At 48.9% G+C, this 25,774-nt stretch carries 21 protein-coding genes and 1 tRNA gene; 18 read left to right on the top strand and 4 right to left on the bottom strand.

The annotated features are described in order from the left end of the window. Nucleotides 1-10 precede the first annotated feature (10 nt). The 3 genes from pntB (at nt 11) to ACJJIZ_RS06500 (ending at nt 3,599) form a co-directional block, all read left to right on the top strand. Nucleotides 11-1,402, top strand: coding sequence for a Re/Si-specific NAD(P)(+) transhydrogenase subunit beta (pntB, locus tag ACJJIZ_RS06490; RefSeq protein WP_444915598.1), 1,392 nt, complete (start codon nt 11-13; stop codon nt 1,400-1,402). Nucleotides 1,403-1,615: 213 nt separating this feature from the next. Continuing rightward, nucleotides 1,616-3,223, top strand: coding sequence for a S41 family peptidase (locus ACJJIZ_RS06495; protein ID WP_444915599.1), 1,608 nt, complete (start codon nt 1,616-1,618; stop codon nt 3,221-3,223). Nucleotide 3,224: 1 nt separating this feature from the next. Then, a complete protein-coding gene (locus ACJJIZ_RS06500) occupies nt 3,225-3,599 on the top strand; it encodes a hypothetical protein (protein WP_444915600.1) in 375 nt (124 codons plus the stop codon). Nucleotides 3,600-3,633: 34 nt separating this feature from the next. Here ACJJIZ_RS06500 and yhbY read toward each other — a convergent pair whose 3' ends face one another. Continuing rightward, nucleotides 3,634-3,936, bottom strand: coding sequence for a ribosome assembly RNA-binding protein YhbY (yhbY, locus tag ACJJIZ_RS06505; RefSeq protein WP_413663230.1), 303 nt, complete (start codon nt 3,934-3,936; stop codon nt 3,634-3,636). Nucleotides 3,937-4,079: 143 nt separating this feature from the next. Here yhbY and rlmE point away from each other — a divergent pair, with 143 nt between their 5' ends. The 15 genes from rlmE (at nt 4,080) to cas6e (ending at nt 21,872) form a co-directional block, all read left to right on the top strand. After that, nucleotides 4,080-4,700 carry a 23S rRNA (uridine(2552)-2'-O)-methyltransferase RlmE gene (gene rlmE, locus ACJJIZ_RS06510; protein WP_444915601.1) on the top strand — a complete coding sequence of 207 codons (621 nt, stop codon included), beginning with the start codon at nt 4,080-4,082 and terminating at the stop codon, nt 4,698-4,700. A 187-nt stretch (nt 4,701-4,887) separates the two neighbouring features. Beyond that, nucleotides 4,888-6,807 (top strand): ATP-dependent zinc metalloprotease FtsH, encoded by a 1,920-nt coding sequence (gene ftsH, locus ACJJIZ_RS06515; protein WP_444896163.1) that lies wholly within the window; start codon nt 4,888-4,890, stop codon nt 6,805-6,807. 90 nt (nt 6,808-6,897) lie between these two features. Then, nucleotides 6,898-7,743, top strand: coding sequence for a dihydropteroate synthase (gene folP, locus ACJJIZ_RS06520; protein ID WP_444915602.1), 846 nt, complete (start codon nt 6,898-6,900; stop codon nt 7,741-7,743). 94 nt (nt 7,744-7,837) lie between these two features. Continuing rightward, nucleotides 7,838-9,190 (top strand): phosphoglucosamine mutase, encoded by a 1,353-nt coding sequence (gene glmM / locus ACJJIZ_RS06525; protein WP_282931361.1) that lies wholly within the window; start codon nt 7,838-7,840, stop codon nt 9,188-9,190. Between the two features lie 119 nt (nt 9,191-9,309). After that, nucleotides 9,310-10,044 carry a triose-phosphate isomerase gene (gene tpiA / locus ACJJIZ_RS06530; protein WP_444896166.1) on the top strand — a complete coding sequence of 245 codons (735 nt, stop codon included), beginning with the start codon at nt 9,310-9,312 and terminating at the stop codon, nt 10,042-10,044. Nucleotides 10,045-10,114: 70 nt separating this feature from the next. Continuing rightward, nucleotides 10,115-10,549 (top strand): preprotein translocase subunit SecG, encoded by a 435-nt coding sequence (gene secG, locus ACJJIZ_RS06535; protein ID WP_413663227.1) that lies wholly within the window; start codon nt 10,115-10,117, stop codon nt 10,547-10,549. Between the two features lie 9 nt (nt 10,550-10,558). Then, nucleotides 10,559-10,644 (top strand) — tRNA-Leu (locus tag ACJJIZ_RS06540). Between the two features lie 1,392 nt (nt 10,645-12,036). Next, nucleotides 12,037-14,202 (top strand): hypothetical protein, encoded by a 2,166-nt coding sequence (locus ACJJIZ_RS06545; RefSeq protein WP_444915603.1) that lies wholly within the window; start codon nt 12,037-12,039, stop codon nt 14,200-14,202. Continuing rightward, a complete protein-coding gene (locus ACJJIZ_RS06550; RefSeq protein WP_444915604.1) occupies nt 14,192-14,488 on the top strand; it encodes a hypothetical protein in 297 nt (98 codons plus the stop codon). Before ACJJIZ_RS06545 ends, ACJJIZ_RS06550 begins: the two co-directional genes overlap by 11 nt. Nucleotides 14,489-15,597: 1,109 nt before the next feature. Continuing rightward, entirely contained in the window at nt 15,598-16,143 is a 546-nt protein-coding gene (locus ACJJIZ_RS06555) for a hypothetical protein (protein WP_444915605.1), read from the top strand. 741 nt (nt 16,144-16,884) lie between these two features. Beyond that, entirely contained in the window at nt 16,885-18,486 is a 1,602-nt protein-coding gene (gene casA / locus ACJJIZ_RS06560; RefSeq protein WP_444915606.1) for a type I-E CRISPR-associated protein Cse1/CasA, read from the top strand. After that, a complete protein-coding gene (gene casB, locus ACJJIZ_RS06565; RefSeq protein WP_444915607.1) occupies nt 18,486-19,064 on the top strand; it encodes a type I-E CRISPR-associated protein Cse2/CasB in 579 nt (192 codons plus the stop codon). The genes casA and casB overlap by 1 nt, the downstream gene beginning before the upstream one ends. A gap of 183 nt (nt 19,065-19,247) precedes the next feature. After that, on the top strand, nt 19,248-20,324 hold the full coding sequence (cas7e, locus tag ACJJIZ_RS06570; RefSeq protein ID WP_444915608.1) for a type I-E CRISPR-associated protein Cas7/Cse4/CasC: 1,077 nt from the start codon (nt 19,248-19,250) through the stop codon (nt 20,322-20,324). Between the two features lie 8 nt (nt 20,325-20,332). Further along, nucleotides 20,333-21,091: a type I-E CRISPR-associated protein Cas5/CasD gene (gene cas5e, locus ACJJIZ_RS06575; protein ID WP_444915609.1), complete on the top strand. Its 759-nt coding sequence runs from the start codon at nt 20,333-20,335 to the stop codon at nt 21,089-21,091. A 10-nt stretch (nt 21,092-21,101) separates the two neighbouring features. Beyond that, nucleotides 21,102-21,872: a type I-E CRISPR-associated protein Cas6/Cse3/CasE gene (cas6e, locus tag ACJJIZ_RS06580; RefSeq protein ID WP_413663212.1), complete on the top strand. Its 771-nt coding sequence runs from the start codon at nt 21,102-21,104 to the stop codon at nt 21,870-21,872. Nucleotides 21,873-22,656: 784 nt separating this feature from the next. Here cas6e and ACJJIZ_RS06585 read toward each other — a convergent pair. From ACJJIZ_RS06585 to ACJJIZ_RS06595, 3 genes are all read right to left on the bottom strand, one after another. Beyond that, the gene (locus ACJJIZ_RS06585) at nt 22,657-24,015 is read right to left on the bottom strand and encodes a hypothetical protein (RefSeq protein ID WP_444915610.1); all 1,359 of its coding nucleotides are present in this window, start codon (nt 24,013-24,015) and stop codon (nt 22,657-22,659) included. 343 nt (nt 24,016-24,358) lie between these two features. Further along, nucleotides 24,359-24,862, bottom strand: a complete 504-nt coding sequence (locus ACJJIZ_RS06590) for an endonuclease V (protein WP_444915611.1) — start codon at nt 24,860-24,862, stop codon at nt 24,359-24,361. A gap of 26 nt (nt 24,863-24,888) precedes the next feature. After that, entirely contained in the window at nt 24,889-25,623 is a 735-nt protein-coding gene (locus ACJJIZ_RS06595; RefSeq protein ID WP_444915612.1) for a tetratricopeptide repeat protein, read from the bottom strand. Nucleotides 25,624-25,774: the final 151 nt, after the last annotated feature.

Here is a 25,774-nt window from a genome sequence, read left to right on the forward strand (position 1 = left end):
GGAGAGAGTGATGAACGGTATGATTGCAATGGCTTATCTCTTCTCGGCAGTGATGTTTATCTTGAGCCTGGGAGGTTTATCCAGTCACGAAACTGCGCGCAGGGGAAATATTTACGGCATGGTGGGAATGGCAGTTGCCATTATCGCCACTATTGCTGGAGTGGCCGCCGGGGCTTACTGGATGGTCGCCATCGCCATGATCGTCGGTGCGGTGATTGGTTTGGCACTAGCCAAGCGTGTGGCTATGACTCAAATGCCACAAATGGTGGCTTTGCTACACAGCTTCGTCGGCCTGGCTGCGGTATTAATTGGTTGGGGCGGTTTCCTCGACCCGGTTGTGGAGTTACACGGGGCTGCTCATGTTGTCCACAGCACTGAGATATACCTGGGTGTATTTATTGGGGCAATTACCCTGACCGGTTCTTTGGTTGCTTTTTGTAAGTTGCAGGGATTGGTTTCCGGGAAACCATTAATGCTACCGGCCCGGCACTGGCTTAACTTGATTGCCATTTTGGCCTGTATTGTTCTAGGTGTGTTGTTTGTACCGGCAGATGTGCATGCGGGTACGGTTATTAACTTGCTGTTAATGACCTCAATTGCATTGCTGTTAGGTACTCACCTTGTGGCGGCTATTGGCGGCGCTGATATGCCGGTGGTTATATCCATGCTAAACAGCTACTCCGGTTGGGCCGCTGCCGCTACCGGATTTATGCTGGGCAATGACCTGTTAATTGTAGTGGGCGCCTTGGTGGGTTCTTCCGGTGCCATCCTGAGTTACATCATGTGCCGGGGAATGAATCGCTCTTTTATCAGCGTTATTCTCGGTGGATTTGGCTCTGATGGTGGTGAAGTTTCCGATGAGGAAGTCGATGGTGAAATAATTGCCATTGATCAACAGGAGCTTGCGGATGAACTGGATGCGGCGGACAGTATCATTATTGTTCCCGGATTCGGAATGGCGGTAGCCCATGCACAGCAGGCGGTTAGTGACTTGACCGATCGTCTGAGAAAAGCGGGCAAAACAGTGCGCTTTGGTATTCACCCGGTAGCTGGACGTCTTCCCGGACATATGAATGTGCTTTTGGCTGAGGCTAATGTGCCCTACGATATCGTTCTGGAAATGGATGAGATTAATCCAGATTTTCCCGCTACAGATTTGGTTTTGGTGATCGGTGCTAACGACACGGTAAACCCGGATGCAGTGGAAAAACCGGGCTCGCCTATCGCCGGTATGCCGGTGTTGGAAGTTTGGAAGGCCGGTAAGGTTGTTATTCTCAAACGCTCTATGGCTTCAGGGTATGCGGGAGTTGCTAACCCACTGTTTTACAAAGAAAACTCACGCATGCTGTTCGGTGATGCAAAAGATAGTTTGCAGGGGGTTTTGGGTAAAGTCGGCAATTAGTTGCTGACTCGGGTTAATAATAGTAATTAACCTATTTTGTACTGAAAGGCCTGGTGGGGTACAAATTGTGATGTGCCTCTTCAGGCCTTTCTGTATTTTGGTTTAGCAATTTCTTTTGATGAAAAACTTGGTTATCGAACCCTTTTTCAAATAGTGGTAGGCTCCACCGCTTTACATATCTTTACTAATAAAAAGGTTAATAGGAGTTTGGGGATGGAAATCCGTCTACGTAAGCTAGCTTTAGCAGGGGTTGTTACTCTGGGAGCTTTAGGCTTGGCAGCCTGTGGGGGAGGCGGAGGTGGCTCTGACTCTGATAGTGGAGATGGTTCTGAGACGCCAACTGCCGTTGGCGGCACTTGGGAAAAGGATAACTTCCTGCCTGTCTCAACATATGCGAGCCGGTGTGTTGCTCCCCGCAGTGGCACAGACCCAGCAACGGGTTCAGCTTATGCTGATGTAGCGGGCACCCGCGAGGATGAAAATAACTGGTTGCGCTCAATGAGTAATGAGCTCTACCTATGGTACGACGAGATTGAAGACCAGGATCCAGCGAGCTTCGATGATTCTTTAGCTTATTTCGAAGAGCTAAGAACTTTCGCTCTAACGCCCTCCGGTCGAGAGAAGGACCGCTTCCATTATACGGTTCCGTCAGATGAGTGGTATTCACAAACTGAATCTGGTGTGTACGTAGGTTATGGTGTCCAGTGGGCTCTACTTTCCGATAAGCCGCCACGTAAAGCGGTAGTCGCTTATCTGGATGAGGAAAACGGTGGTAATCTGCCGGATATTATCACCCGCGGTGCAGAAGTTATCAGTGTGGACGGCGTTGACCTGGCTTATGGTGATGATGTCGATACCTTAAATTACGGTATGTGGCCGGAAAACGATGGTGAGTCCCATGTATTTGAAATAAGACCTTTGGGTTCTTCAACGATTGAGACTGTCACTTTGGTTGCATCACCAGTGCAATCAGATCCTGTTCAATATGTTAAAACGGTGGACACAAATTCGGGCCGCAAAGTCGGATATATGTTGTTCAATGATCATATTGCGACAGCCGAAGCGGAATTGATTGATGCTGTCAGCGAGCTTGAGTCTGAGTCTGTTGACGATTTAGTACTAGACCTTCGTTATAACGGTGGTGGTTACCTCGATATCGCTGCAGAGTTAGCTTATATGATCGCAGGTGATAATACTGCGGGACAGGTATTTGAAACGTCCCAATTTAATGATCAACACCCGGAAACAAACCCTGTTACCGGAGCGCCATTGGATGGGACTCCATTCTACTCGACCGGTCTGGGCTTTGTTGATGAGTCTTTATACGGGGAAGAATTGCCGACTTTAAACCTGTCGCGACTGTTTGTCTTAACCAGTGAAAATACCTGCTCAGCCAGTGAGGCCATTATCAATGGCTTGCGCGGAATTGATGTAGAAGTTATTCAGATCGGTGAGACTACTTGCGGTAAGCCTTACGGTTTTTATCCCCTGGATAACTGTGGCACCACTTATTTCACTATTCAGTTCTCCGGTGTGAATGCAAAAGGCTTTGGCGATTACTCCGATGGCTTTGTACCCAATGGTAATTATGGAACTGATGCTGATTTGCCCGGGTGTGTGATTGGGGATGACTTTGACAATCTCCTGGGTGATGCTGATGAAGCGCGATTTGCCACTGCGTTGAATTACATTGAGACTGGCGAATGTGGAGATATTGCGGTTAGCGCATTCTCCATTTCCGGTGAAAGCGAGGGTGCCCCCGCTTTCAATGCACGAGTGACCAAGGAAGTCTCTCGCAGTAACCGCATAATGGTGAAATAAAATGAAAAAGGCAGCTTTGGCTAAACTTTGTGGTTTTGCATTGATGTGTCTTGGCTGCTCCTCCCAGCAAAATATTGAAACTGCACAACCGGCACTGTTACTGGAAACTAGCCCGGAGATTCAGGGCAAGTTGCAGGTGGCAGTTTCGCAAGCGCTGGGCGGGGTTAATGTGACCCTGGGCCCTAGGGTGTTTGTGGACGATACTATTTTGGTGATTGAGAATGATCCCAAAAAGATGGCTCTGATTGGCCGGGATATGGGGCGGCCGATCAAGTTTCAATTAGTCGGCAATGGTGAGAAATGCTGGTTGAGGCGATTGTCCAATGGAGAATCCTGGGAGTTGCCTGTGATGTGTAAGCCAGTTTCCACTGGTTGAGAAAAGAAAGGGGAGCATTAGCTCCCCTTTTTGTTTAACGCAGCAGGTTGGACTTGCGAATATCCGGTTTTTGCGCTGCACGGAAAATCAGGGCAATCTTGCCGATTTCCTGTATCAGCTCGGATGAGGATTTTTCGCAAAGCTCACCAACGATTTGGTGGCGTACTTCCCGGTCGGCGATCATCAGTTTGACCTTGATCAGCTCGTGGTCTTCGAGTGCACGGTTCAGTTCTTCCATCACCCCCTCGCTCAGCCCATTGCCGGCTACGGTCACGACAGGTTTCAGGTTGTGACCTAGAGAGCGAAGAGCTTTTTTGCGGTCGGCGGTTAAAGGCATACAATACTCCATTACCACTTTGTGGAATTCGATGTGGGAGCGGCCACAGATCGCGATCGTCGCCAGCGTTTGTTCGGCGGACCCGATCGCGGCCAGTGGCCGCTCTTATAATTAAGCTGTAGTGATTGTAGGCATTGTACCCGATGGGCCGATCTAAGAGCAGCCACCGTTGGCTGCGTGAACATTTTAATGACCATTACGTCAAACAGTCCCAAAAAGAGGGCTATCGCTCCCGTGCCAGCTACAAGCTGCAGGAGCTACAAAATAAGGACCGCTTATTCAAGCCGGGAATGACTGTTGTCGACCTGGGTGCGGCTCCAGGGGGCTGGTCCCAGGTATCGATGGAGTTGGTAGGGCACAAAGGTAAGGTTTTGGCGTCAGATATATTGCCGATGGACCCGCTGGCCGGTGTGGACTTTGTCCAGGGGGACTTTACCGAGGAGTCGGTGCTCAGTGAACTGTTACAGCGCATGGGCGATGAACTGGCAGACCTTGTGATTTCCGATATGGCCCCCAATATGAGTGGGATACGCGATGTTGATCAGCCCGCCTCCATGTATTTGGTGGAACTGGCAGTCGATATGGCCCGGCAGGTACTTAAGCCCGGTGGTGCATTTGTTGCAAAGGTATTCCAGGGAGAGGGTTTCGACGAGTTGATCCGCGACTTGCGTGGGAGCTACAACAGTGTCGTAACTCGCAAACCTGGCGCTTCCCGCCCCCGTTCACGTGAAGTATACGTGGTGGCGCGAGGATTTAAGGGCTGAGAGCGACTGAGAACATCGGCGTATTTCTAGTCTGACTCCCCATATGGTATAAGCGATACCTGTATCGGGGGCGAAGGCTGTTGACCCCCCGCACCTATACTGGTTTTATCCGGTATTGATGTGGCCGGCATTGCCGGAATGAACGGATTTTGATTGCGAAAGCGAGAGGGCTATCCCTTTGAATGATATGGCAAAGAACCTAGTACTGTGGTTGATCATCGCAGCGGTACTGCTGATGGTTTTTCAAAACTTTAAACCGCAGTCACGGGATGAGGCTCTCAGTTACTCCGACTTTGTTCAGGATGTGCAGTCGGGCCAAGTTAAGAACGTGATCGTAGACGGTCTGGTAATCACCGGCGAAAAAGCCGATGGCAGCCGCTTTAAGACTATCCAGCCACAGATTATCGACGATGAACTCACCAATGAGCTGGTTCGCAGCAATGTGCAATTCGTTGGTCGCGAGCCTGAGTCACCGAGTATCTGGCAGCAGCTTCTGGTAGCCAGCTTCCCGATCCTGATTATTATCGCTGTGTTTATGTTCTTTATGCGCCAAATGCAGGGCGGAGCCGGCGGTCGCTCAGGTCCTATGGCATTTGGTAAGAGTAAGGCGCGCCTGCTGGGCGAAGACCAGATCAAGACAACTTTTTCCGACGTTGCCGGAGTAGATGAAGCTAAGGAAGAGGTACAGGAGCTGGTCGAGTTCCTGCGCGATCCCACCAAGTTCCAGCGACTGGGTGGCAATATCCCTCGCGGCGTACTGATGTGTGGCCCTCCCGGTACCGGTAAGACCCTGCTTGCCAAAGCAATTGCCGGCGAAGCAAAAGTACCTTTCTTCTCCATCTCCGGTTCTGACTTTGTTGAGATGTTCGTTGGTGTGGGCGCTTCCCGGGTGCGGGATATGTTTGACCAAGCCAAGAAGCAGGCTCCCTGCATCATCTTTATCGACGAGATCGACGCTGTTGGCCGTCACCGTGGAGCCGGCGTTGGCGGCGGTCACGATGAGCGCGAGCAGACCCTGAACCAGTTGCTGGTTGAGATGGATGGTTTCGAAGGTAATGAGGGTGTGATCGTAATTGCAGCGACCAACCGCCCGGATGTACTGGACCACGCCCTGCTGCGCCCAGGTCGCTTTGACCGCCAGGTATTTGTTGGGCTGCCGGATATTCGTGGCCGCGAACAAATCCTCAAGGTTCATATGCGTAAAGTGCCTATGGACGACAAGGTGAACCCACAGACAATTGCCCGTGGAACCCCTGGTTTCTCCGGTGCCGATCTGGCTAACCTGGTCAACGAAGCCGCCCTATTTGCTGCGCGGGCCAATAGACGCACCGTGACCATGGAAGAGTTTGAGCGCGCCCGTGACAAGATCATGATGGGTGCCGAGCGCAAGTCCATGGTGATGAATGAAAAGGAGAAGGTGAATACCGCCTATCACGAGGCCGGTCACGCCATTATTGGTCGACTGGTACCCGAGCATGACCCGGTACACAAAGTAACTATTATTCCCCGTGGCCGCGCTCTGGGTGTCACCCAGTTCCTGCCAGAGGAAGACAAGTACAGCCTGTCCAAGCGCGCGATTGAATCGCAACTGTGCTCCCTGTTTGGCGGCCGTATTGCCGAGGAAATGACCCTGGGTATCGACGGTGTTACTACCGGCGCTTCCAACGACATCGAACGGGCCACTGACTTGGCGCGCAGTATGGTGACCAAGTGGGGCTTGTCCGAAAAGCTCGGCCCATTGCATTACGGCGAAGATGAAAGTGGCCAGCCCGGTCAGGGCAATCCGGTTTCCGGCAAGACTTCCAATGAAATTGATGTGGAGGTGCGCCGTATTATCGATGTCTGCTACGAGCGAGCACAAAAGCTGTTGGAGGATAACCGAGATATTCTTGAAGCGATGAAAGATGCGCTGATGGAATACGAAACCCTGGATGCGGAGCAGGTGGACGACCTGATGGCTCGCCGCAAAGTTCGCGCACCGAGGGATTGGGAAGACAATAACTTCGGCTCTGGTGGAAACAGCCCGACCCAGGATACTGAAACCACAGAAGCCTCAACTGAGGCGGATAAGAGCAATACCGTCGGAGGCCCATTAAACGGCCACTGATTCTCCGAAGCGACTAACTGGACAAAACCAAATGCCGGGTTGGGGATAGGGCGATAGCCTGTTCCAATCCGGCATTTTTTATTTCAGCCAATGAAAATTATTTGTGGTAACCACACCCTAGACCTCTCCCAACCGGTGGTTATGGGGGTTCTGAATACAACGCCGGACTCCTTTTCCGACGGTGGCAATTACTATGCCTCCGGTAGCCTGGACTTGACCCTGGCTCTGCAGAGAGCAGAACAGATGCTCTCTGAGGGAGCGAAAATCCTGGATATTGGCGGAGAATCGACACGCCCTGGCGCATCGTCGGTCACCGAACAGCAGGAGCTGGATCGGGTAGTGCCGGTGGTGGAGGCGATCAAAGCGAACTTTGACGCGATCATCTCTGTCGATACCAGTACCCCGGCAGTGATGCGTGAGTCAGCTGCGGTAGGGGCGGGACTGATCAATGATGTTCGTGCCCTGGAGCGCCCAGGAGCACTGGAAGCAGCCGCAGAGAGTGGTTTGGCAATCTGCCTGATGCATATGCAGGGTCAGCCCGGCACTATGCAGGATGATCCGTCTTACACTGATGTTGTAGAGGATGTCGCCAGGTATCTGCAGAAACGGGTCGATCTCTGTATCGAGCTGGGGGTGACACGGGACCGGCTCATTCTCGACCCGGGTTTTGGCTTTGGCAAAACCGATGAGCACAATTTGGCGTTGTTGCGTAATTTGTCGCAGCTGGCGCCGGCGGATATGCCCATACTGGCGGGCTTGTCGCGGAAATCGATGATTGGTCGCTTACTCGATCGAGATGTAGATGGCCGACTCCCCGGTAGCCTGGCCCTGGCCATGTTGGCTGCGCAAAAGGGCGCAAGAATTTTACGTGTCCACGATGTTGCGGAAACCGTGGATGTGTTGCGCATGCAGCAATTGGTTTGCAGCGAAATTTGATGAGTGATGTCTTACAGAGACCTTAAGCCGCAGGGTCCTGTTGTGGTTTTCCGACAGAACAGAAAAGCGGCGAAGTACACAATTGAGAAGCGTTATGGAAAGAAAGTATTTTGGCACTGATGGTATTCGTGGTCGCGTTGGCGAGGGAGCAATTACTCCCGATTTTATGCTGCGCCTGGGATATGCAGCGGGCAAGGTACTGGGAAGAATTTCCAAAGCTAAACACCACCGGCGCCCCCGCATCCTTATCGGTAAGGACACTCGGGTCTCCGGCTACATGTTTGAGGCAGCGCTGCAGGCGGGCCTGATTAATGCTGGCGTGGATGTCGCCCTGTTGGGGCCAATGCCGACTCCGGCGATCGCCTACCTGACCCGGACTTTCCATGCCGGTGCAGGCATTGTTATCAGCGCCTCCCATAATCCTTACCACGACAATGGCATTAAGTTTTTCAGCGCTGAAGGCTCCAAGTTACCGGATGAGGTTGAATTGGAGATTGAAGCCGCTCTCGAGCTGCCGATGGAAACTTCTGACGATCTCGGTCGCGCCTATCGAGTTGATGATGCAGCCGCGCGTTACATCGAGTTCTGCAAGGCTTCCACGCCCTGGGGTTTCTCCCTTGAGGGTTTGAAGATTGTTCTCGACTGCGCCAATGGAGCCACTTATCACGTAGCGCCGATGGTGTTTCGTGAGCAGGGAGCAGAAGTCAGCGTAATTGGAGCGGGCCCTGATGGACTCAATATCAATCTAGATTGCGGCTCCACTAAACCTCAGCAGTTGCAACGGGCCGTGGTTAAGCGCGGTGCGGACCTGGGTATAGCCTTTGATGGTGACGGGGACAGGGTGTTGTTCGTCGATGCCAATGGGGAATTGGTCGATGGCGATCAGCTGTTGTATATCATCGCTATGCACCAGCATAAATTCCTGGGCGGTTGTAGTGGTGTTGTCGGCACCTTGATGAGCAATTACGGTTTTGAGCTTGCATTGCGCGAAAACAAAATCCCGTTTGAGAGAGCCAAAGTGGGCGACCGCCATGTGCTTGAAAAAATGTCAGCTAATCAGTGGAAGCTGGGAGGCGAGTCGTCAGGCCATATTATCTGTGCCGATGCATCTACCACCGGCGACGGTATCATTGCCGCACTGCAGGTACTGCGTGGCCTGTGTGAATTTGATGAGCCCTTGCATCAGCTTAAATCCCGTATGACAATGTTCCCCCAGCACATGATTAATGTGCAACTGGCTCATCGCGATGGTGTTCTCGATCACACAGACGTTAAGGCCATTGTTGTCGATGCAGAACGTCAGCTCGCAGACAGCGGACGTGTGCTGCTGCGGCCATCTGGCACAGAGCCTCTGATCCGGGTAATGGTTGAAGGCCGCGACAGCGCCTTGGTGGAACAGCTGGCCAAAGATATTTCCTCCGTGGTGGAGCGAATTGGAAATAACTGATCTGCTGCGATTTAACCCGTAGTAAATCGGTCCTCTTGGGGCGCAGAAGAAACTCGTATAATTTTGGTTGTATGTTGGCGTCAATGTCGCTAAGATTTGCGCCCCTTGAAGGAGCACACATGCGAACACCGCTAGTAGCAGCAAACTGGAAAATGAACGGCAGCCGCGAGTTTGCCGAACGTTTTTTCACCGAACTCAACCTCGAAGGTGTGAAGTCCGGTGTTGTTGTTTGCCCATCTTTTCCATACCTCGGCCTAGTGGCTGATGCGGCGGAAAAGAGCGGAGGTTTCAGCTTGGGTGCCCAGGACCTTAGCCAGGAGCCCAAAGGGGCGTTTACTGGTGAGGTTTCCGCTAGCATGTTACTGGACTGGAATACCCGTTACGTTATTGTCGGGCATTCTGAGCGCCGTAGTCTCTACGGAGAAACCAGTGAGTTAGTGGCGAAAAAATTTGTTGCGGCCCAAGAGGCGGGATTGACTCCAATACTTTGCGTCGGGGAAACCCTTGAAGAACGCGAGCAGGAGCGCACTCTCGAAGTGGTTGCAGAACAACTTCAAGCGGTTGCCGATATCATTGATTCGGCTGGCTGGAAGCAGTCCGTGATTGCCTATGAGCCGGTATGGGCCATTGGTACCGGAAAAACTGCTACCCCTGATGAAGCCCAAGCTGTACATGCGTTTATTCGCTCGCAGTTGGGAGATTTAGGTGCTGAAGTACAGATTTTATATGGCGGTAGTGTAAAATCCGCAAATGCCAGGGAGCTTTTTGCCCAGGCAGATATTGATGGCGCCCTGGTGGGTGGAGCCTCGCTGGATGCCGGCGAGTTTGCTGAGATTTGTCGCGCTGCTGTTTAAATTGACAGCACGCGGGTTGGCGAATACTGAATAACGGGTTGTTTAGACCCCGGTAGAGAGTTTCCAGAAGATGGAAAAATTGGTATTAGTTGTACACGTTTTGACCGCACTAGGCATTATTGGCCTGATTTTGTTGCAGCAAGGTAAAGGTGCCGAAGCCGGTGCTTCCTTTGGTGCGGGCGCGTCTCAGACAGTTTTTGGCAGTCAAGGTAGCGGAAATTTCTTTTCCCGCTTGACAGCAATTTTTGCGACGGTATTCTTCGTCACCAGTTTCGGCCTGGCCATCCTGGCTAAGCAAGGTGCAGGCACCAATGTTGATGCGGACCTTCCGCAAATTCCAGCAGCGGTACAGCAAATTGGCCCAGCCGAAGAACTGCCGGCTATCGACAGCGATATCCCGCAGCTCGAAACAGATTTGGAAACTGGCGATATCCCGCAGATTCCTGCAGACAGTACCGGTTCAGAAGAGCCAGCTGCTAACCAGGAAAGTGAGGAACAGCAGTAAAAGATTTTTGCCCAGGTGGTGGAATTGGTAGACACGCTATCTTGAGGGGGTAGTGAGCTATGCTCGTGCGGGTTCAAGTCCCGCCCTGGGCACCACATCAAGATCCGAAGAAGTTCGGAATCATCCAAAAAGCCCGGTAAATCCGGGCTTTTTGCTATCTGGAGGGTACGCAGCCCTCCGCTCTCGTTCGTTGTCATTCGGTGCTATCTGGTGCTACATTTGGTGCTACCTAGTTCAATTTAGAAACTGGTAGAGGCACCAATGGCCCTTACAGATAGATGCTCAACTCAAAACAAGCCAGCCAAACCAAGCGGCAAGAATCATTGGCTTGCGGATATCTGGTAGCTCCGAATGCGGCTCTTCCGCTCAGTGCTCAATACGCAAAGTAATGTAATCAATATAGCTTGAGCCCTGAGATCAGCTTTAGATCTCAATTTTGGCCAAGTAGAGAGCTAGTCATTTCAGCAAGAAATGATATGGACTACTAGCTATTTGACTAAGTCAGGGAATAATTATGCCTACCCTACGTAGTTGCTTGTTTATAAGTTTTAGTATATTCGTCCTAATTTATGTCCTGCACTGGCTTCTTGCCTTTCCATGGCTGTGGGTGATTGGCTATCTTGTAGTTGGTGCAATATTCGTCGGTTTCTCAACGTGGCTTTACTCTGGTATGTATAGCGAAGACGAATGAAAATTTTTACAAGCGCGCATATGTATAGCTGAATAGTGCGGTCTTGGTGGTCCATACTGTTTGAAGTCCTGGACCTTGCCAACCACCAAGGGTTGTAAGGGGGGGGCGATTCTGGACTCCCTTTGGGGTCTTTTGAGAACCACTTTTGCTAAAGCCGGCTTGCCTGTTCAGTATTAGGTAACCTCGCACTTTGTCGATTTGGAGTAGGTGAAGTCACGCTTGAATTTCAGCATCACGCTCAGTCGTTGAGGCGCCACAGTAGAGGGAGGATTCAAAGTGGTGTTACTTTTTTGTTGTGCTTTCCTATACGTCCCGTAACCACTGGCTAGAAGTTATTTTTCAAGTCCCGCACTGATCAAGAAACGAAGAAGCTCAGAATCACCCAAAAAGCCCGGCTGGTCCGGGCTTTTTACTATTTAAAAAATAAAAATATTAACCTTTCACTTTGTCAGGAGTTGCCCTGCATAGCCTTGAATATCCCTTCCTGGCTCACTCATTGAAGACCAGGCGCCTCTCCAATAATTTATAAGCCATCTGCAGAGCTCACCGGTGGTTGATGTGATTTTGTAGGCAGGAAACATTCACTAGTAGGCCTGTAATTCTATGTAATAGCTTTTCCGGGAGGTTTGGTTGCGGGTTTATTTGGGGGGATGGATACTGGATTACTCCAGTTGCTCGGTATCAAGTTAGTAACTATTTTGCTTCCCTTTCGCGATCCCTATTCTCGGCACGAGTTCTGAAAGTGAATTAAAAATTGGCTGAGATTTTTGGTAAATATAGAAAAAGGAGTTTTCGATTGAAGTCTTATACCACTAAATACAAAAAGCTTTCGACACTTCGGGGGCTAGTAATATTTGTCGGGCTACTGTCCATGGAAGGTGTATCAGCTGACGCCTCTCTTTCTGATCTTGATATTGATAATGATGGTCTGATTGAGATTCGCAGTTTCAAAGATCTTAATGAGATTCGTAACAACCTAGACGGATCAACTTTATACAGTAGTAACTATGGTTGCCCAGAAAGTGGCTGTTATGGCTTTGAGCTGACCAAAGACCTGAATTTTGATACCAATGGCGATAGTTATGTTGATGCGAATGATGAGTACTGGAACGAGGGCTTGGGCTGGGAGCCAATCGGTACAAGTGAAAACCCGTTTACTGCGACCTTTGAAGGTAATGGCTATTCCATCAGTAATTTATATATAAACTTCAATGGAGGGGAATTTACAATTCTAAATGAACACTCAGGCCTTCTGGGACATGCTCAATCGGCGGAAATACATAACCTTACTACAGTTGATACCGTTGTTTCTTTCATGGGTGTTATGCCCGCAGGAGAAGACTCGGCAAACCCTAGTGAGGGATGCTCGGGCGAAGCGGTTGAGTCTAGTACAATTTCCAATGGAGACTTCGATACGACATGTGTATTCAGTTCGGTAGTGCTGACCTTGGATTTAACAGGTGCTGAGATAGAATTACCCTATATTAATTTCGAATCTCCAGTAGAAGGTAATGAAGTATCTGTTATTGATTTATCTAAATTCCCTTTAGTTGATAACGGGTGCGGTGCTAGTGATTTCTCCGAGGACAGTGATAGCTTTTGTGTTATTGGGTCAACGATTAGTTTCCAAGATTGGGCTGATGGTGACAGTTTAGTTGCTATTTCAAGTATTCCACTTATACCTAGCGCTACATTTAACTTTTACCCCAAAGTTACGGCAAAGCTATTTCAAGCTGGCCAGTTCAGGGCTGTAATTTATGAGGATCAGGGACCGGCAGAGATTCAAGCCTGGGTCACAGATGAGTATGAGCTGGACCCATTTACCTATAGTTGGAACAGCCCAAAGCTAGTTCAGCTCAACGACTCTGGTGAAAGCGTATTTACCTTTGATCCAGCAGGTTTGTCGGGAGCTTTCGAAGTTACTGTTACTGTTACAGATTCTGGTGGTTTGTCAGATACTGCGAAGCTGATATTGCGAGTGGATGGCAGTGCCCCTGTATTGTCCGATAATGAGGATGCTGATCAGGATGGGCTGAGTGACAGCGTTGAGGGATTCTTAGATTTAGATGGTGATCGAATACCGGACTATCTAGATAGGGTAGCGGTTCGTTCCCAGCTGCCGGTAAATAGAACTGGTGCAGTGATGCAAAGCTCTGAAGGGACAAGCTTGAGACTTGGTGATAGTGCCTATATTGCCGGTCAACAATTGGGCCAGGTTACGTTAGAGGATATAGATAATCTCTTTGAGGATAATTTGGCAGGACAGAATAGCTATAAATTCCTGCATGGTATTTTTGACTTTGTTATTTACGATACAGATTTTGGGGAAAGCGCTAACATTGTTGTCCCTTTAAATGCCGCTTTACTCGAAGGTGCTCGTTATCTGAAATACCGCCAAAGTGTTGGATGGGTGGATTTTATTGAGGATGAATTTAACCGTGTATCTTCTGCACTGGGGCAGTTGGGTGATTGTCCTGAGCCGGGTAGTGAGAAGTACCAGCCTGGGCTCCATGAGGGCCATTTTTGCATCCAGCTTAGCTTGGTAGATGGTGGCCTCAATGATGATGACGGAGAGATGAATGGCATTATTGTCGATCCTGGTGCTGTCGCGACCCTCAATGTTAAAGAACCTATTGTAAATATAAAATCCTATGCACTTGAGAATTCACAGTTTCAGTTAGAGGAGGAGGCACCGGTGTTGGCTTTCTCCCTACAGAGTGACTCTGCTGATGCGATGCTGAAGTCACTCACACTCAAGGCCGATGGTGAGTTGGATGAAGTATCGGACATACAGAGGGTGCGTTTGTATTTGGATATGGATAACAATGGAATTGCCAGTAATTCGGAGTTAATCGGCGATGGTCTCTTTTCAATTGATAATGGCTATCTGAAGTTAGATTTATTCAAAAAGTTTCAGTTGCCCATTGGTGAGGCCCAGTTTCTGGTGACGTATGAATTTTAAAACCTCAGAGAGTTTTTCGGAATTACTGCTATTAATTGGTGGATATATGAAACCTTTAAAATCCAATGTGCGCTTTTATTTTGTTTTAGTTATCGCTGCTTTTGTTGGTGGTTGTGCTGATTCTTCGAATAACATAGTTGAGCCAGAAGAAAAGCCCGTAAGTAAGGCCTTTTCGATTACCCTAGAGTCAGTTGAGGTTGTGAGGCTAAGTAATGGTGAGGCTGTCTCTGTGGATGCAGGTGAGATAAAAAATGAAGCTCTTATTTTGGTGCCAAATTTCGATTAAATAATTCTTAGTCAGTAAACGTAAAGCCCCTATTTTGGGGCTTTTTTAATGTTCAAATGCAGGGGTGCTAAAAGTAATTAGCTAATATTTGTTTCTAATAACTTTGCACTAAAGGGTTTAAGTATCAAAATAATGACCGAACTTGATGCAATTACCTTGCATATTTTACAGTTTATATAATAGCAGTCGATTTTTGGCTGATAAGCAACCGTACATACACTTCCTTAGTGAGCTGGAAAAGATACCCAGACTTGGGTGAGGTATTTTTTCTAATCAGGGTGACATGCGGTAATAAAGTTAGTGCCCCTAAAGTGACGCTGAGAGACTTAGTTCTCAAAAACGGAGCTGGTTCCTGATATTGCTTTCTCTTTAGGATGGTAGGTCACCAGATTTCGACTCTGAAGGGTATCAGCTGATCATAAGGAAAAGAGTGGATAGTTGGAGTCAATATCTGCTACTTCTTCTCCATCAGTAGATCAAGTGGTGGCAGAAAATTGATTGAAGAGTATTGATGCTAGATTCAGCAATAAAGAAAAGTGGTTGGAGTGAGTGAAATCAACTTAACCAGTTTGAGATAACCCAGGAGCTACCTTGTAATCGAGGTGGTGTACTTTAAGTAAAATAAAAGAGTACTTAATCTGTAATTCGATCGAGAATAAGCTTTAGGCTAGCTGAATTGATATTTTATTACTTTGTTTGTTTTAGCTTTTAAATATCATAAGGCACTTAAACATGTTGTCGATGTCTGCGATGTGATAGATGTTTCCTTTGCTTTTTTAATTGTTGCTTTTTAATCGCGGGGCAATATTCAAATGAAAGCTAAGTTTGTCTTTATGTGGTTTTCTGTCGTTTGATGAGGATGTTGTGATCTGAAATTTTGTGACGAGAAAAGATAAATGGAGATTTAAATAATCGGTTAATTTAAGTTTTGATTTATATTTTTCCGAGATTTTTGTAAGGCATACTGAGTGTGAATGCAGACTGAATATATAGGTTTTTTGCTGTAATTGCTGAAGTATTTATAGTTTTAATTTTTTGTTTGGATCTTCTTGCTAGTTAATATTTGGGTATTTATACTGCCTGCTCGATTATTTTTTTAAGGATGAAAAATGAAGTTTTTAAAGTCTATGTTGCCGGTGTTTGCCTTGTTGTTAGCGAGTCAGTCTTTAGCGGAAATGACTTTTATTAGCGGCGTTAAGCACAATGTTACTGAGTACACTTATACTTCGGATACTCGGCGAATTGCTGAGATTGATGTCTTGGGTGATGGTGCGCAAGAAATCAGTTTCGATATTACTGCGATTGTATCTGGTTTGGGGCGGTTGAGGCCAGATGTCGTTTGTCGTTATTCCCATAGGGGAGAGCGTTGCTACACTAGAAATCATCCTAGAATTTTTGATTTTGTATATGATGTTGCGATCACGGCAAGTTGTGTTGCCAAAGATGGTACTCAAACTGCAATAGGGGTTAATAGGGACGATAAAAATATTTATACGAATGTGCCCATTTCAGATTTTCGCAATGAAGTAGTCTTAACGATAGATAATGGTTCAATTGCCGCGGATATGTGCGATACCTTGACAGTTGATATTCAGGGTGATTTAGAGGCTATTGAAGATGTAAATTTAAAAGTTTTCACCTACGAAATTTTCTAGTTAATAGTATGAAAGTGTCGGTAATAATTGCCGGCACTTTCACCATCGAACTCCAATCTAGTATATCCATACAATCAAAAGTAGTGGATCACCGCACATCTAATAGAAATGATGTCAGCTCTGTAGCAGAGTCAGAAGCAGTTAATAAAGTCTTTTCTTTTATCTGAGATCGGTAAAGGTTGAACGAATTAGTAGTGGTGATTCAGTGCCGATAGCTACCGGCCGGTTAAAAGTGATGAGCTTTGTATTGAGCTGAATACCGATTCGTTAAATTTCCTTCACAATAGAATCTGTCGCTAGTTTTGAGCCCCATCAAGGGGCTTTTTTGTATCTGTTGATTGACAATTGATATCAATAGCTGATGCTGGCTAAAAGGGCGGGAGAACTGTCTGCACAGGAATACTCTCATATAGAGAAGGGAATGGGATAAATATCCTTACGTTGTGTGTGGTCTATGGGATAACTGAGCACTTTTCTTTGTGTGGGGTAGTAGGCGCTACCCTGATTTTCGGTGCGGAAAGTGAGAAAGATGCCCAGACTTGAGCCAGATCATTTTTCCCTAGTCAGAGTGGCATAAGGTAATGCAATTAGTGTCCCGGCAGTGACGCTGAGAGATTGAGCACTCAATAAATGAGGCAGAGGCGCTCGCACTGCTCTGAGTGTAACTGTTCCCTCTAGCTCTTGAAAAAAGCATGGCTATAGCAGAGTAAGAGGGCGGAGACTGGATCAGGGAGGATCGTGGTGAATTTGGTTGAAGATTCCTGGCTGCCAATTATCCGGCGATGCGGTATGCAGGAAAGAATTTCTCCTTGGCAAATTGTCGAGGTGGATAATCCTGTCGTAGATATTTGCACGGTACGACCGGATTTTCGCGGGGCGCTGTTCCAGTTTTTAATTGGCCTGTTGCAAACAGCTTTTGCACCTGAAAGTGTCGATGATTGGGGAGTCTACTGGAAAAAGGCGCCTACTGAGGAAACACTAAAATCACGACTGCAAAGCTACGCTCCCAATTTTGAGTTGTTTCAAGAGTCCGGGCCTGCATTTATGCAGGACTTGGAATTGAGCGAGGGAGAATCAAAGTCGATTGCCGCCCTACTGATTGAGGCGCCGGGCAGTAAAACCTGCAGAGATAATCAGGATCTATTTATTAAGGGCGGTAGGGTGCAGGGTGTATGTCCCAGCTGTGCCGCTAGTGCCTTGTTTACTTTGCAAATTAACGCCCCCTCCGGAGGAGTGGGGCATAGAACCAGTTTGCGTGGTGGTGGTCCTCTGACCACATTGATAATACCAGAGGCAGATGATGCCAACCTTTGGCAGAAATTGTGGCTCAATATCCTGCCACAAGAGGAATTTGGGGCGAGGTCTGAAAGCTCTGATAGTTGCATCTTCCCCTGGCTCGCTCCCTCCCGCCTCTCTGACAAACAAGGTTCCTCTACGTCTCCCAATGATACCCATCCCCTGCAAATGTACTGGGGTATGCCGCGCAGGATACGTTTCCATATCCCGAGAGAAGGCAAGGGTTACTGCGATCTTTGTGGAGAGCAGACGAGTCAATTAATTCGGGAATATACCACTAAGAATTATGGTATTAATTACGAGGGTCCCTGGATTCATCCCCTTACGCCCTATCGACGTGCCCCCAAGAAAAAAGCCCCACCCTTGAGTTTGAAAGGTCAACAGAGTGGCCTCGGTTATCGGCATTGGTTGGGGCTTATGTGGAATGACCATTCAAATGGCGATGAAGCGAGCCGGGCGGTGAGCTTGTTCCATGAGGAATATGCAGAAATTATCGAAGAACTTGATTTGAATGTCGATGTACGCCTGTGGGGATTTGGCTATGACATGGACAATATGAAAGCGCGTTGCTGGTATGAACAGGAAATGCCAGTACTGCCTATTTCCCCTGAGCATCAGTTGCTATTTATTCAGCTGGCAGGGCAGCTTTTAACGGCTGCAAAAGATACTTTGAAAGAGCTGCGATTTAGGGTAAAGGCTGCCTGGTTTAATAACCCTAATGAAGCCAAAGGGGATTTTTCATTTGTCGATCAGGCGTTTTGGCAGGCGACGGAAAGCCAGTTTTATCGCTTGCTCAAGCAATTATCCCTCGAATCCAAGAAATCCCAATTAACACCTGCACCGGTGGCTATTGCCTGGGTACACACACTGAAAAAAACGGCCTTGGCGCAGTTTGACCATTGGTCAATGGAGGGCTCTGCGGAAGACTTGAAATTGCAGCGAGTGACTCGGGCGCGACGTTTTTTAAGGAATAAGCTCGCCAGCTTGGCAAGTTTAAAGGCTCTGGATAATACAGCCAAAGTTGAGCAACAACAGGAGGAATTGTGATGGCCGGATATCAATATCTTAGCGATACAGATGTGAGCCGACTGCGCGAGTGGCACCGCTGGCTCAATGACAAAGCTGGCAGGGCCGATCGAGCGCGTTTGCGCCGTGCGGTGGAGCCTATGGATGTAATGCCTACTCCCGCCTTTATCCGTTTTTTAAAGGGTATGCCCGAGCGCTGGCAGAAAGATGAGCAAATTCGTATCGAAGATGCGGCTCTGGTAGCCACCGTAATTGCACACGTAAAAACCGATAACACCAGCAAAACAATCGATGTCGATAGTTGCGAGGCTATGGATATCAGTTTTGCCCGGTCCCTGGCTATGCCCCGGGAGAGAGGCGGGCGCCCTCCTTTAAGTGAGCTGCGCTTTTTTCAGTTACAGAAAAGTCGCGATACGGCCGAGTTTTATCGCCGCATAGTACGGGCCCTGGCCCTGCTGGATGGCAGAGCCAATATAGCTTCCCTTGCCAATGATTTGCTGCACTGGCAAAGAGAAATGCGCACGATTCCCGCAAGACATCCACAGGAACGCCTGGCAGTGCGTTGGGCAACTGATTACTACGCCGTATTACCAGACTGAGAAGTATTTAGAGAATTCCAAATTAAAGGGGTCTTAGGGGCCTAAAAATATTTTAAATGCTATTCCCATAAAAACACTAAGCACAGAGCAAAGCCAGACCGATTGACAGTGACTGTTGATCAGATACTTGAGAAATGAATCGAAGTAATGTGATGGCCTGACGGTCGCAACAAGGAGAGATTTATGAGCCGCTTTATTCAATTGCATGTATTGACCGCCTATCCCCCTGCGAACCTCAACCGGGATGACTTGGGGCGGCCAAAAACAGCGAAGATGGGAGGTTGTGATCGCCTGCGAATCTCTTCCCAGAGCCTTAAGCGTCACTGGCGAACGTCGGAGTTGTTCCAACAGGTATTGGCAACGGAGCAGGGGGATAGCCTCATTGGCACCAGAACCAAGCGTCAGGGGGTACTGGCCTATGAGACTTTATTGGAACTGGGCGTCTCTGAGAAAAAGGCCAAATTGTGGGCGCAGAAAATTGCCGAGCAATTCGGTAAGTTAAAAAAGCCGGAAAAAGATAACCCTCTGGCCGATTTGGAAATCGAGCAGTTAGTTCACCTCAGTAGTGCTGAGCAAAACGGGATCAATGCACTACTGAAAACCTTGGCAGAAGAGGGGCGGGAGCCGGAGAAGACAGAGTTGGATTTATTGCGCAAGGAAAACATGGCGGTGGATATCGCCTTGTTTGGCCGTATGCTCGCTTCCAAGCCCACCTATAACGTTGAAGCGGCCTGCCAGGTGGCCCATGCACTCTCGGCTCACTCTGTAGTGATTGAAGATGATTATTTTACTGCGGTAGACGACCTGAATGATCGCAGCGAGGATGCCGGTGCTGCTCACTTGGGGGAGGCGGGTTTTGCTGCGGGATTATTTTATTCCTATATCTGCATTAACAAAGAGCTGCTAATTGAAAACCTGGGCGGGAATAAACCCCTGGCCGATCGAGCTGTAGCTGCGCTGACTGAGACAATCCTTAAAGTTTCTCCCAGCGGTAAACAAAACAGCTATGCCAGCCGTGCCTATGCCTCATATGTCGTGGCCGAAGCCGGTGACCAGCAACCGCGCTCTCTCTCTGCGGCCTACCTGAAACCGGTTGATCGCTATAGCGAGGATTACGCCCATGACGCTATTGATGCACTGCAAAAGCAATTGCAGAGTTTCGATAAGGTGTACGGGGATTGTGCTGATAGCCGCTACGTTCTCAATGCCGTAACTGGCGAAGGTAATATCGAGGAACTTTTGGCCTTTGTCAGCGAATAGGTGGCGCTATGGAATACCTAGTATTTCGTCTTTACGGTGCCATGGCTTCCTGGGGGGAAGTGGCTGTGGGGGAATCCCGCCACAGCGCACACTACCCGGGTAAATCCGCTATCGCGGGACTATTTGGTGCGGCACTGGGGATACCCCGGGAGCGAGAGGACTTACACCAGAACCTGGCCCGGCAATATCGCCAGGCGGTAAAGGTGCTGAATGTAGGTACTTTGCTAAAGGATTTCCACACGGTGCAGGTCCCAGATTCCGCTGGCAAGCGCCGCTACCATACGCGCCGGGATGAGCTGGTTGTAGGGAAAGCGCGTCTGGGAACCCTGTTATCCCGCAGGGAGTATCTGGTGGATGCGCAGGCGATAGTGGCCCTGAGATCCTGTGAAGAGGCTAACTGGTCTCTGGCGGAGCTGTGTGAAGCCCTGGCCCGGCCAAAGTATCACCTCTATCTGGGGCGAAAAGCATTTCCACTTTCAGCCCCCACTGCCGCACGGGTGATCGGTGCGGACAACTTCCTCAGCGCCCTGGATCATTATGAATCCCCGGAGTTGCTGGATTACCAGCCGGAATGGGCCCGGCAGGAGCGCTGGTTGCCCACTGAAGAGAGTTGTCGTTACTACTGGGAGGGTAGCTTGGGTGATTTCTCTGCGGAAGATGGAGTGTTTTCAGCAGGATCTGTACAGCGGCTTAGCCGTCTCGATCAGCCCCTATCTCGCAAGCGCTGGCAGTTCCAGCCGCGTATTGAAAATCTCTGGCAGTCATAAGGGAGCGGCTATGTATTTATCCAGAGTTCAACTATCTCCCTCGCTGGCGGTGCAGAAGCAGCTGGCACGGTTGCTCAGCGAAAACAGCTACGGTATTCATCAAATCTTGTGGGATCTTTTTGATGGTGATGAGCGTTTTTTATTTCGTGAGGAATCTTCGCGGGAACAGCTGCTTAGCAAACGCAATCTACCGGTGTATTACCTGCTGTCTAAAGTCCGGCCTGCGCAGGACAATCCGATATTTTTGGTAGAGACTAAAATCTTTGAGCCCCGCTTAAACCCCGGCGATCGGCTGGCCTTCCGCCTGCGGGCGAACCCTACAGTTGCTCGTAAAACTGAAGGGCAAAAGCGCGGCAAGCGGCACGATGTGCTGATGGATGCCCAATACCATTGGTTGCGGGAGCAGTGCGAATTGCATGGTTTACCTGTTGAAGGTGGCAAAGGGCAGCTCAAGCAGAGCTTGGTGCAGGAAAAGCCGGAGCAGTTTGATCAGGGGCAGATTGAAACCCGGTTACAGGATGTCAGCCAAACTGCTGCCCGCAGCTGGTTAATTCACCGGGGGACGCGCCTCGGATTTGATATTTACCCACCAAAGCTTCACTGCAATGGCTATCGCTGGAATTTGTTACATAAAAAGCAGCGCGGTGCTGGTTTCAGTTCTGTGGATTACCGGGGAGAGCTTTTGGTTACTGAACCCGAATTATTTATAAAAAATATTTTTGCGGGGATGGGGCCGGCCAAAGCATTTGGTTGTGGATTGATGTTAATCCGCCGAATCTGATTGGGATAAATAGAGTTGTTATACAACTGGAAGTGTTTGAGAGCGAGGGCTGGGATTCAAAAGTATCGGCAACGATACTGAGACTTTAGAGGATAGCAAATAGGCATATTTAGAGAGTTACCCGCATCAGCGGAGATAAATCGACCGGTGAGATGATAGTTAAACCAGCTTCATACTGTTCCCCGTATATACGGGGCTAAACCGGAGGGTATCCTGTTATACACTCCTTTCCGAATAGGTTCTCCGCATAAAGCGGAGTTGCACCGGTAATTGCGCAATAAGGCGATCTTAACTGAGGCTGTTCCCCGCCCAGGCGGGGTTAAACCGTGGAAAATCGTCAAAGCTGCACGGTAATTATTCGGGCTATTCCCCGCTGCTGCGGGGGTAAACCGAGTGTGGGGTTGGATTGTGCCGACACCTGAGTTTGTTCCCCCGCTGGGCGGGGCTGGACCGTAGCCGATAGCGCACGGACATTAGTTCTGAAAATGTTTCCCCGAAAGCTCGGGGATGTAATGAGGGTGTGCTATGATCGCGCTCCTTTTGCGCGACTGTTCCCTGTTTGTACAGGGGTAAACCGGATAAGGCATGGCCTTTGTGCTCTGCGCAAGGTGTTCCCTGAATACTCGGGGATAAACCGACGATGGAGAAGTTGTCGGAGTGCATCCTAGTTGTTCCCCGCTCTCGCGGGGCTGCACAGCGACTTTTCCCTTCTTCTTTTTCCTGTAGATTTCGCAATCGAAAGCCCCGCAGTGTATTACCGGGGGCTTCTGAATTTTGGCTGAAATTATTGGATGATTACGCCGGTATTACTCTCGCCGCCGATCTGGAAGTTAAAAGCGCGGCCATTAGAACCCGTCTGAGTAATTTCCTTGGTGTGATTGTTACCAATTTGCAGGCTAAAGGCTGAGTTGGAGTCACCGCTCTGGGTGATGGTGATGTTATTACTATCGCCAAATTGTCGGGAGCTTATTGAAAGAGACTCACCAGCCTGTTCGAACGTTGCCCGGTTATCGAAACCCAATTGACGGGTGAATATATCTACCTCTGTTCCAGCCTGCTCGATATTGGCAACATTCTGCAAACCGGTTTGTTCATTGGTCGCGCTGATCAGTAAGCCGCCTTGATTAATAACAACCACATTATCAATCAGGAACTGTTCGCTGTTCATGGAGTTGAATTCGGCACCCAGCTGGGAACCCGTAATCTGGTTGGTGGTACCGGTCTGGCGTATATCGATACTGCTACTCAATGCGGATTGTTCTAAAGCCGCGTTGTTGCCCCCACCATTTTGGCGCAACTCAAGGGTATTAAAGGCACCGGTTTGGGTAATCGAGGTGATATTGGCATCGCCGAGCCTTTGGATAATCAGAAGGTCATTGGACAGACTGTCTACTTGGGTTGCAAAGGCGAAGTGGCGATTGTTTGTTTGCCGTAAGGTCATACTGCTGCTGACACTGGCAAATTGTGCGAGCCCGCCATAGATATCGCTGCCATCCTGCAGTATGTCCAAGGTGCCATCGATTGTGGCAACCAGGCTGGCGGTGGCGAAGTCGTCCCGATCAAACTGAAAGATTAAAACGGAACTGCCTATATTGCCTGCGGTTTCCTCTACCACAGCACTTTGCCTTTCGCCGTCCTGGAATACAAAAATGCTGCCGTTAGCACTGGCTTCCTGGCGACCAATAAAAAAGTGACTGTCTCCATCCTGGATATTGGTAATGGTATTACCGCTGCCAAAGCGCTGTTCGATAGTGGAAGCATTGGAGGTACCGAGTTGCAGAATAGATACCTGGCTGTCGAGAGAGAGTTCTTGGGTGATCTCGGAAGTATTTTGCGATCCGATTTGTGTATTGGTTGCGCTTAGAGAAGCACCACCGGATTGAGATATCGTGGTCTCATTTTGACTGCCAATCTGGGAACTCTGAATACTACTGTTAATAACACCGCCACTTTGAGTGGCAGTAGCGGTATTAGTATCACCTATTTGGCGTTTGATAATAGTATTGCCGAAACCCGCTTCAGTTTGATCGGAATTTGCTGAGTTACCTGAACCGATTTGTTCCAAGTCAGTAGAGTTGGTGCCCAGCGCATTGCCGCTAAAGGCAACCAGTGCGAGTGTCGCAATACTGGCGCATAACTTCATGAGTAACTCCTTTACTACAAAACTTCCAAGGAGCCCATTCGGGGCTGCTAATGAATATCGTCCACTCGCACTTCACAAGTGGACATCAAAAACTACGAGCCGAATACATCAGTATGGGATCTTAGCTACTTCTAGCCGTCTATCTAAGCGCCAAATTATCCCTATGGGATAAACGGATGCCAGGTAGCTTTTACTTTCAGTATCTATTTCCCGCCGAATAGAAAAATTATTGCTGGCATCGAAGGGGTAGGATATGAGAAATAAGTATTGAAAATGTAGGAAGAAAGTCCCAGGGATGTGACTGGGAAATGGCGGCGATAACTGCCTCTCATTCTCTCGGGAATTATCGTGGGGACTTTCGACACTCGCGGTCCACGCGTTTTAATAAAGTGGGGATACGGTGGTTTCCATGCATCTTTTTCACCAAATTTTTGGCTTCCGGCAAAGGGAGACCGAGGCTGCTGATATACAGCGGTTTTACACTTTTTCCCCGCAGCAGCTCCGCCTCAACAGGGGTGTCCTTAAACGGTTTCTTGGCGACACCGATGATGGGAACTTCCTGCTGGAGAGCGGAGTAGAGATGGGCACCCAGACCCGGTTTTTGTTCCCCTCCGAGAAATACATAACCATCGATAACAATCAGTTCTGCTTCTATCTTGTGCTCCTCGATTAGGGTGAGGATACAGGGGAGTTCTCTCTTGTAGAAAGCACCGGGCTCATAGGCCAGGGTACTCTCTATTTTACTGAGATAGAGTTGCTCGGGCTCAGGAGCTGACCAATTCTCAAAGCCGACCCCGGCTACCATTGCTCCGGGGTCCCGGTAATCTACATCTACCGCCAAAATCATATTGGGAGCCTTTTTACCATTGAGTCTCAGGATACTTCCAGTTTTGCCTGCTTTAACAGCTGCTTATGAGTCGCTTTGTAGTGCTTGCCCAGTGTTTTGGATTTATCAAGGATTTCATTGAACAAGACATTGGCCTTTTCCACCTGGGATTGATCTTTCAAGAATAAGGCAAAGTAAAAAGTCGCCTCTGGTCCGCTGTAGTATTGGTACAGCGTTTCATACTCGTGGTAAGCCTCTTTTACTTGCTTCAATGCCGCTAGCGTACGAGCGTAAAGTAAGTGAGCATCCTGATTTTTAAAATCGGGGTTCTTTTCGATTAATTGGTCCAGTGTTTCCTTGGTCGGTTCAAACAGATTGAGAGCAAACTGACAGCGTGCCAACCCAAACATCAGCTCAGGGTCATCCTGATGAACCCCCTGGAGGCACTTTTCATAGAGAGTTTTTGCCTCGTGATAAAGGCCGCGTTTCACGCATTCATCGGCCATGCGCATAGAGTTTTCCACATTATTGGAACGGGACAACTCTTGTGCAGCCTGATGGATATCCCGATTGGGGTTTAGTGTTTCCCGCACCGTCCTGCGCGCATTTTTGGCACTGCGTGACTGGTTTAATTCCGGCAGGATTTCCAGGACCAGGTAAGCAATAACTCCGGCCATGGGCAGCATCACCAGAACCCAAATCCAAGTGGTATTGCGCCCGGTTTTGAGCACGTGAATTACAAAAGCTGCCTGAATAAGGATGGATAGAATAAGAAACGGCATAGGGATTACTCTTCTTATTTTCGCTACTAACTTTTCGTGGGCAAGGTTAACCGAGTTCGCTTAGAACACAAGAGGTGTGGATCACGGAGTTGTGCACCGGGGTACCACTCTGTATTGAGTGCACAGTTGACGCAATATACTACTGGGCCAT

Source organism: Microbulbifer maximicatervae (SeqCode), from assembly GCF_052467225.1.

What these genes read in the sequence shown, in the direction of transcription:
- pntB (WP_444915598.1), top strand. Translation starts at nt 11, where the DNA reads ATGAACGGTATGATTGCAATGGCTTATCTCTTCTCGGCAGTGATGTTT.
- ACJJIZ_RS06495 (WP_444915599.1), top strand. Translation starts at nt 1,616, where the DNA reads ATGGAAATCCGTCTACGTAAGCTAGCTTTAGCAGGGGTTGTTACTCTG.
- ACJJIZ_RS06500 (WP_444915600.1), top strand. Translation starts at nt 3,225, where the DNA reads ATGAAAAAGGCAGCTTTGGCTAAACTTTGTGGTTTTGCATTGATGTGT.
- yhbY (WP_413663230.1), bottom strand. Translation starts at nt 3,936, where the DNA reads ATGCCTTTAACCGCCGACCGCAAAAAAGCTCTTCGCTCTCTAGGTCAC.
- rlmE (WP_444915601.1), top strand. Translation starts at nt 4,080, where the DNA reads ATGGGCCGATCTAAGAGCAGCCACCGTTGGCTGCGTGAACATTTTAAT.
- ftsH (WP_444896163.1), top strand. Translation starts at nt 4,888, where the DNA reads ATGGCAAAGAACCTAGTACTGTGGTTGATCATCGCAGCGGTACTGCTG.
- folP (WP_444915602.1), top strand. Translation starts at nt 6,898, where the DNA reads ATGAAAATTATTTGTGGTAACCACACCCTAGACCTCTCCCAACCGGTG.
- glmM (WP_282931361.1), top strand. Translation starts at nt 7,838, where the DNA reads ATGGAAAGAAAGTATTTTGGCACTGATGGTATTCGTGGTCGCGTTGGC.
- tpiA (WP_444896166.1), top strand. Translation starts at nt 9,310, where the DNA reads ATGCGAACACCGCTAGTAGCAGCAAACTGGAAAATGAACGGCAGCCGC.
- secG (WP_413663227.1), top strand. Translation starts at nt 10,115, where the DNA reads ATGGAAAAATTGGTATTAGTTGTACACGTTTTGACCGCACTAGGCATT.
- ACJJIZ_RS06550 (WP_444915604.1), top strand. Translation starts at nt 14,192, where the DNA reads ATGAATTTTAAAACCTCAGAGAGTTTTTCGGAATTACTGCTATTAATT.
- ACJJIZ_RS06555 (WP_444915605.1), top strand. Translation starts at nt 15,598, where the DNA reads ATGAAGTTTTTAAAGTCTATGTTGCCGGTGTTTGCCTTGTTGTTAGCG.
- casB (WP_444915607.1), top strand. Translation starts at nt 18,486, where the DNA reads ATGGCCGGATATCAATATCTTAGCGATACAGATGTGAGCCGACTGCGC.
- cas7e (WP_444915608.1), top strand. Translation starts at nt 19,248, where the DNA reads ATGAGCCGCTTTATTCAATTGCATGTATTGACCGCCTATCCCCCTGCG.
- cas5e (WP_444915609.1), top strand. Translation starts at nt 20,333, where the DNA reads ATGGAATACCTAGTATTTCGTCTTTACGGTGCCATGGCTTCCTGGGGG.
- cas6e (WP_413663212.1), top strand. Translation starts at nt 21,102, where the DNA reads ATGTATTTATCCAGAGTTCAACTATCTCCCTCGCTGGCGGTGCAGAAG.
- ACJJIZ_RS06585 (WP_444915610.1), bottom strand. Translation starts at nt 24,015, where the DNA reads ATGAAGTTATGCGCCAGTATTGCGACACTCGCACTGGTTGCCTTTAGC.
- ACJJIZ_RS06590 (WP_444915611.1), bottom strand. Translation starts at nt 24,862, where the DNA reads ATGATTTTGGCGGTAGATGTAGATTACCGGGACCCCGGAGCAATGGTA.
- ACJJIZ_RS06595 (WP_444915612.1), bottom strand. Translation starts at nt 25,623, where the DNA reads ATGCCGTTTCTTATTCTATCCATCCTTATTCAGGCAGCTTTTGTAATT.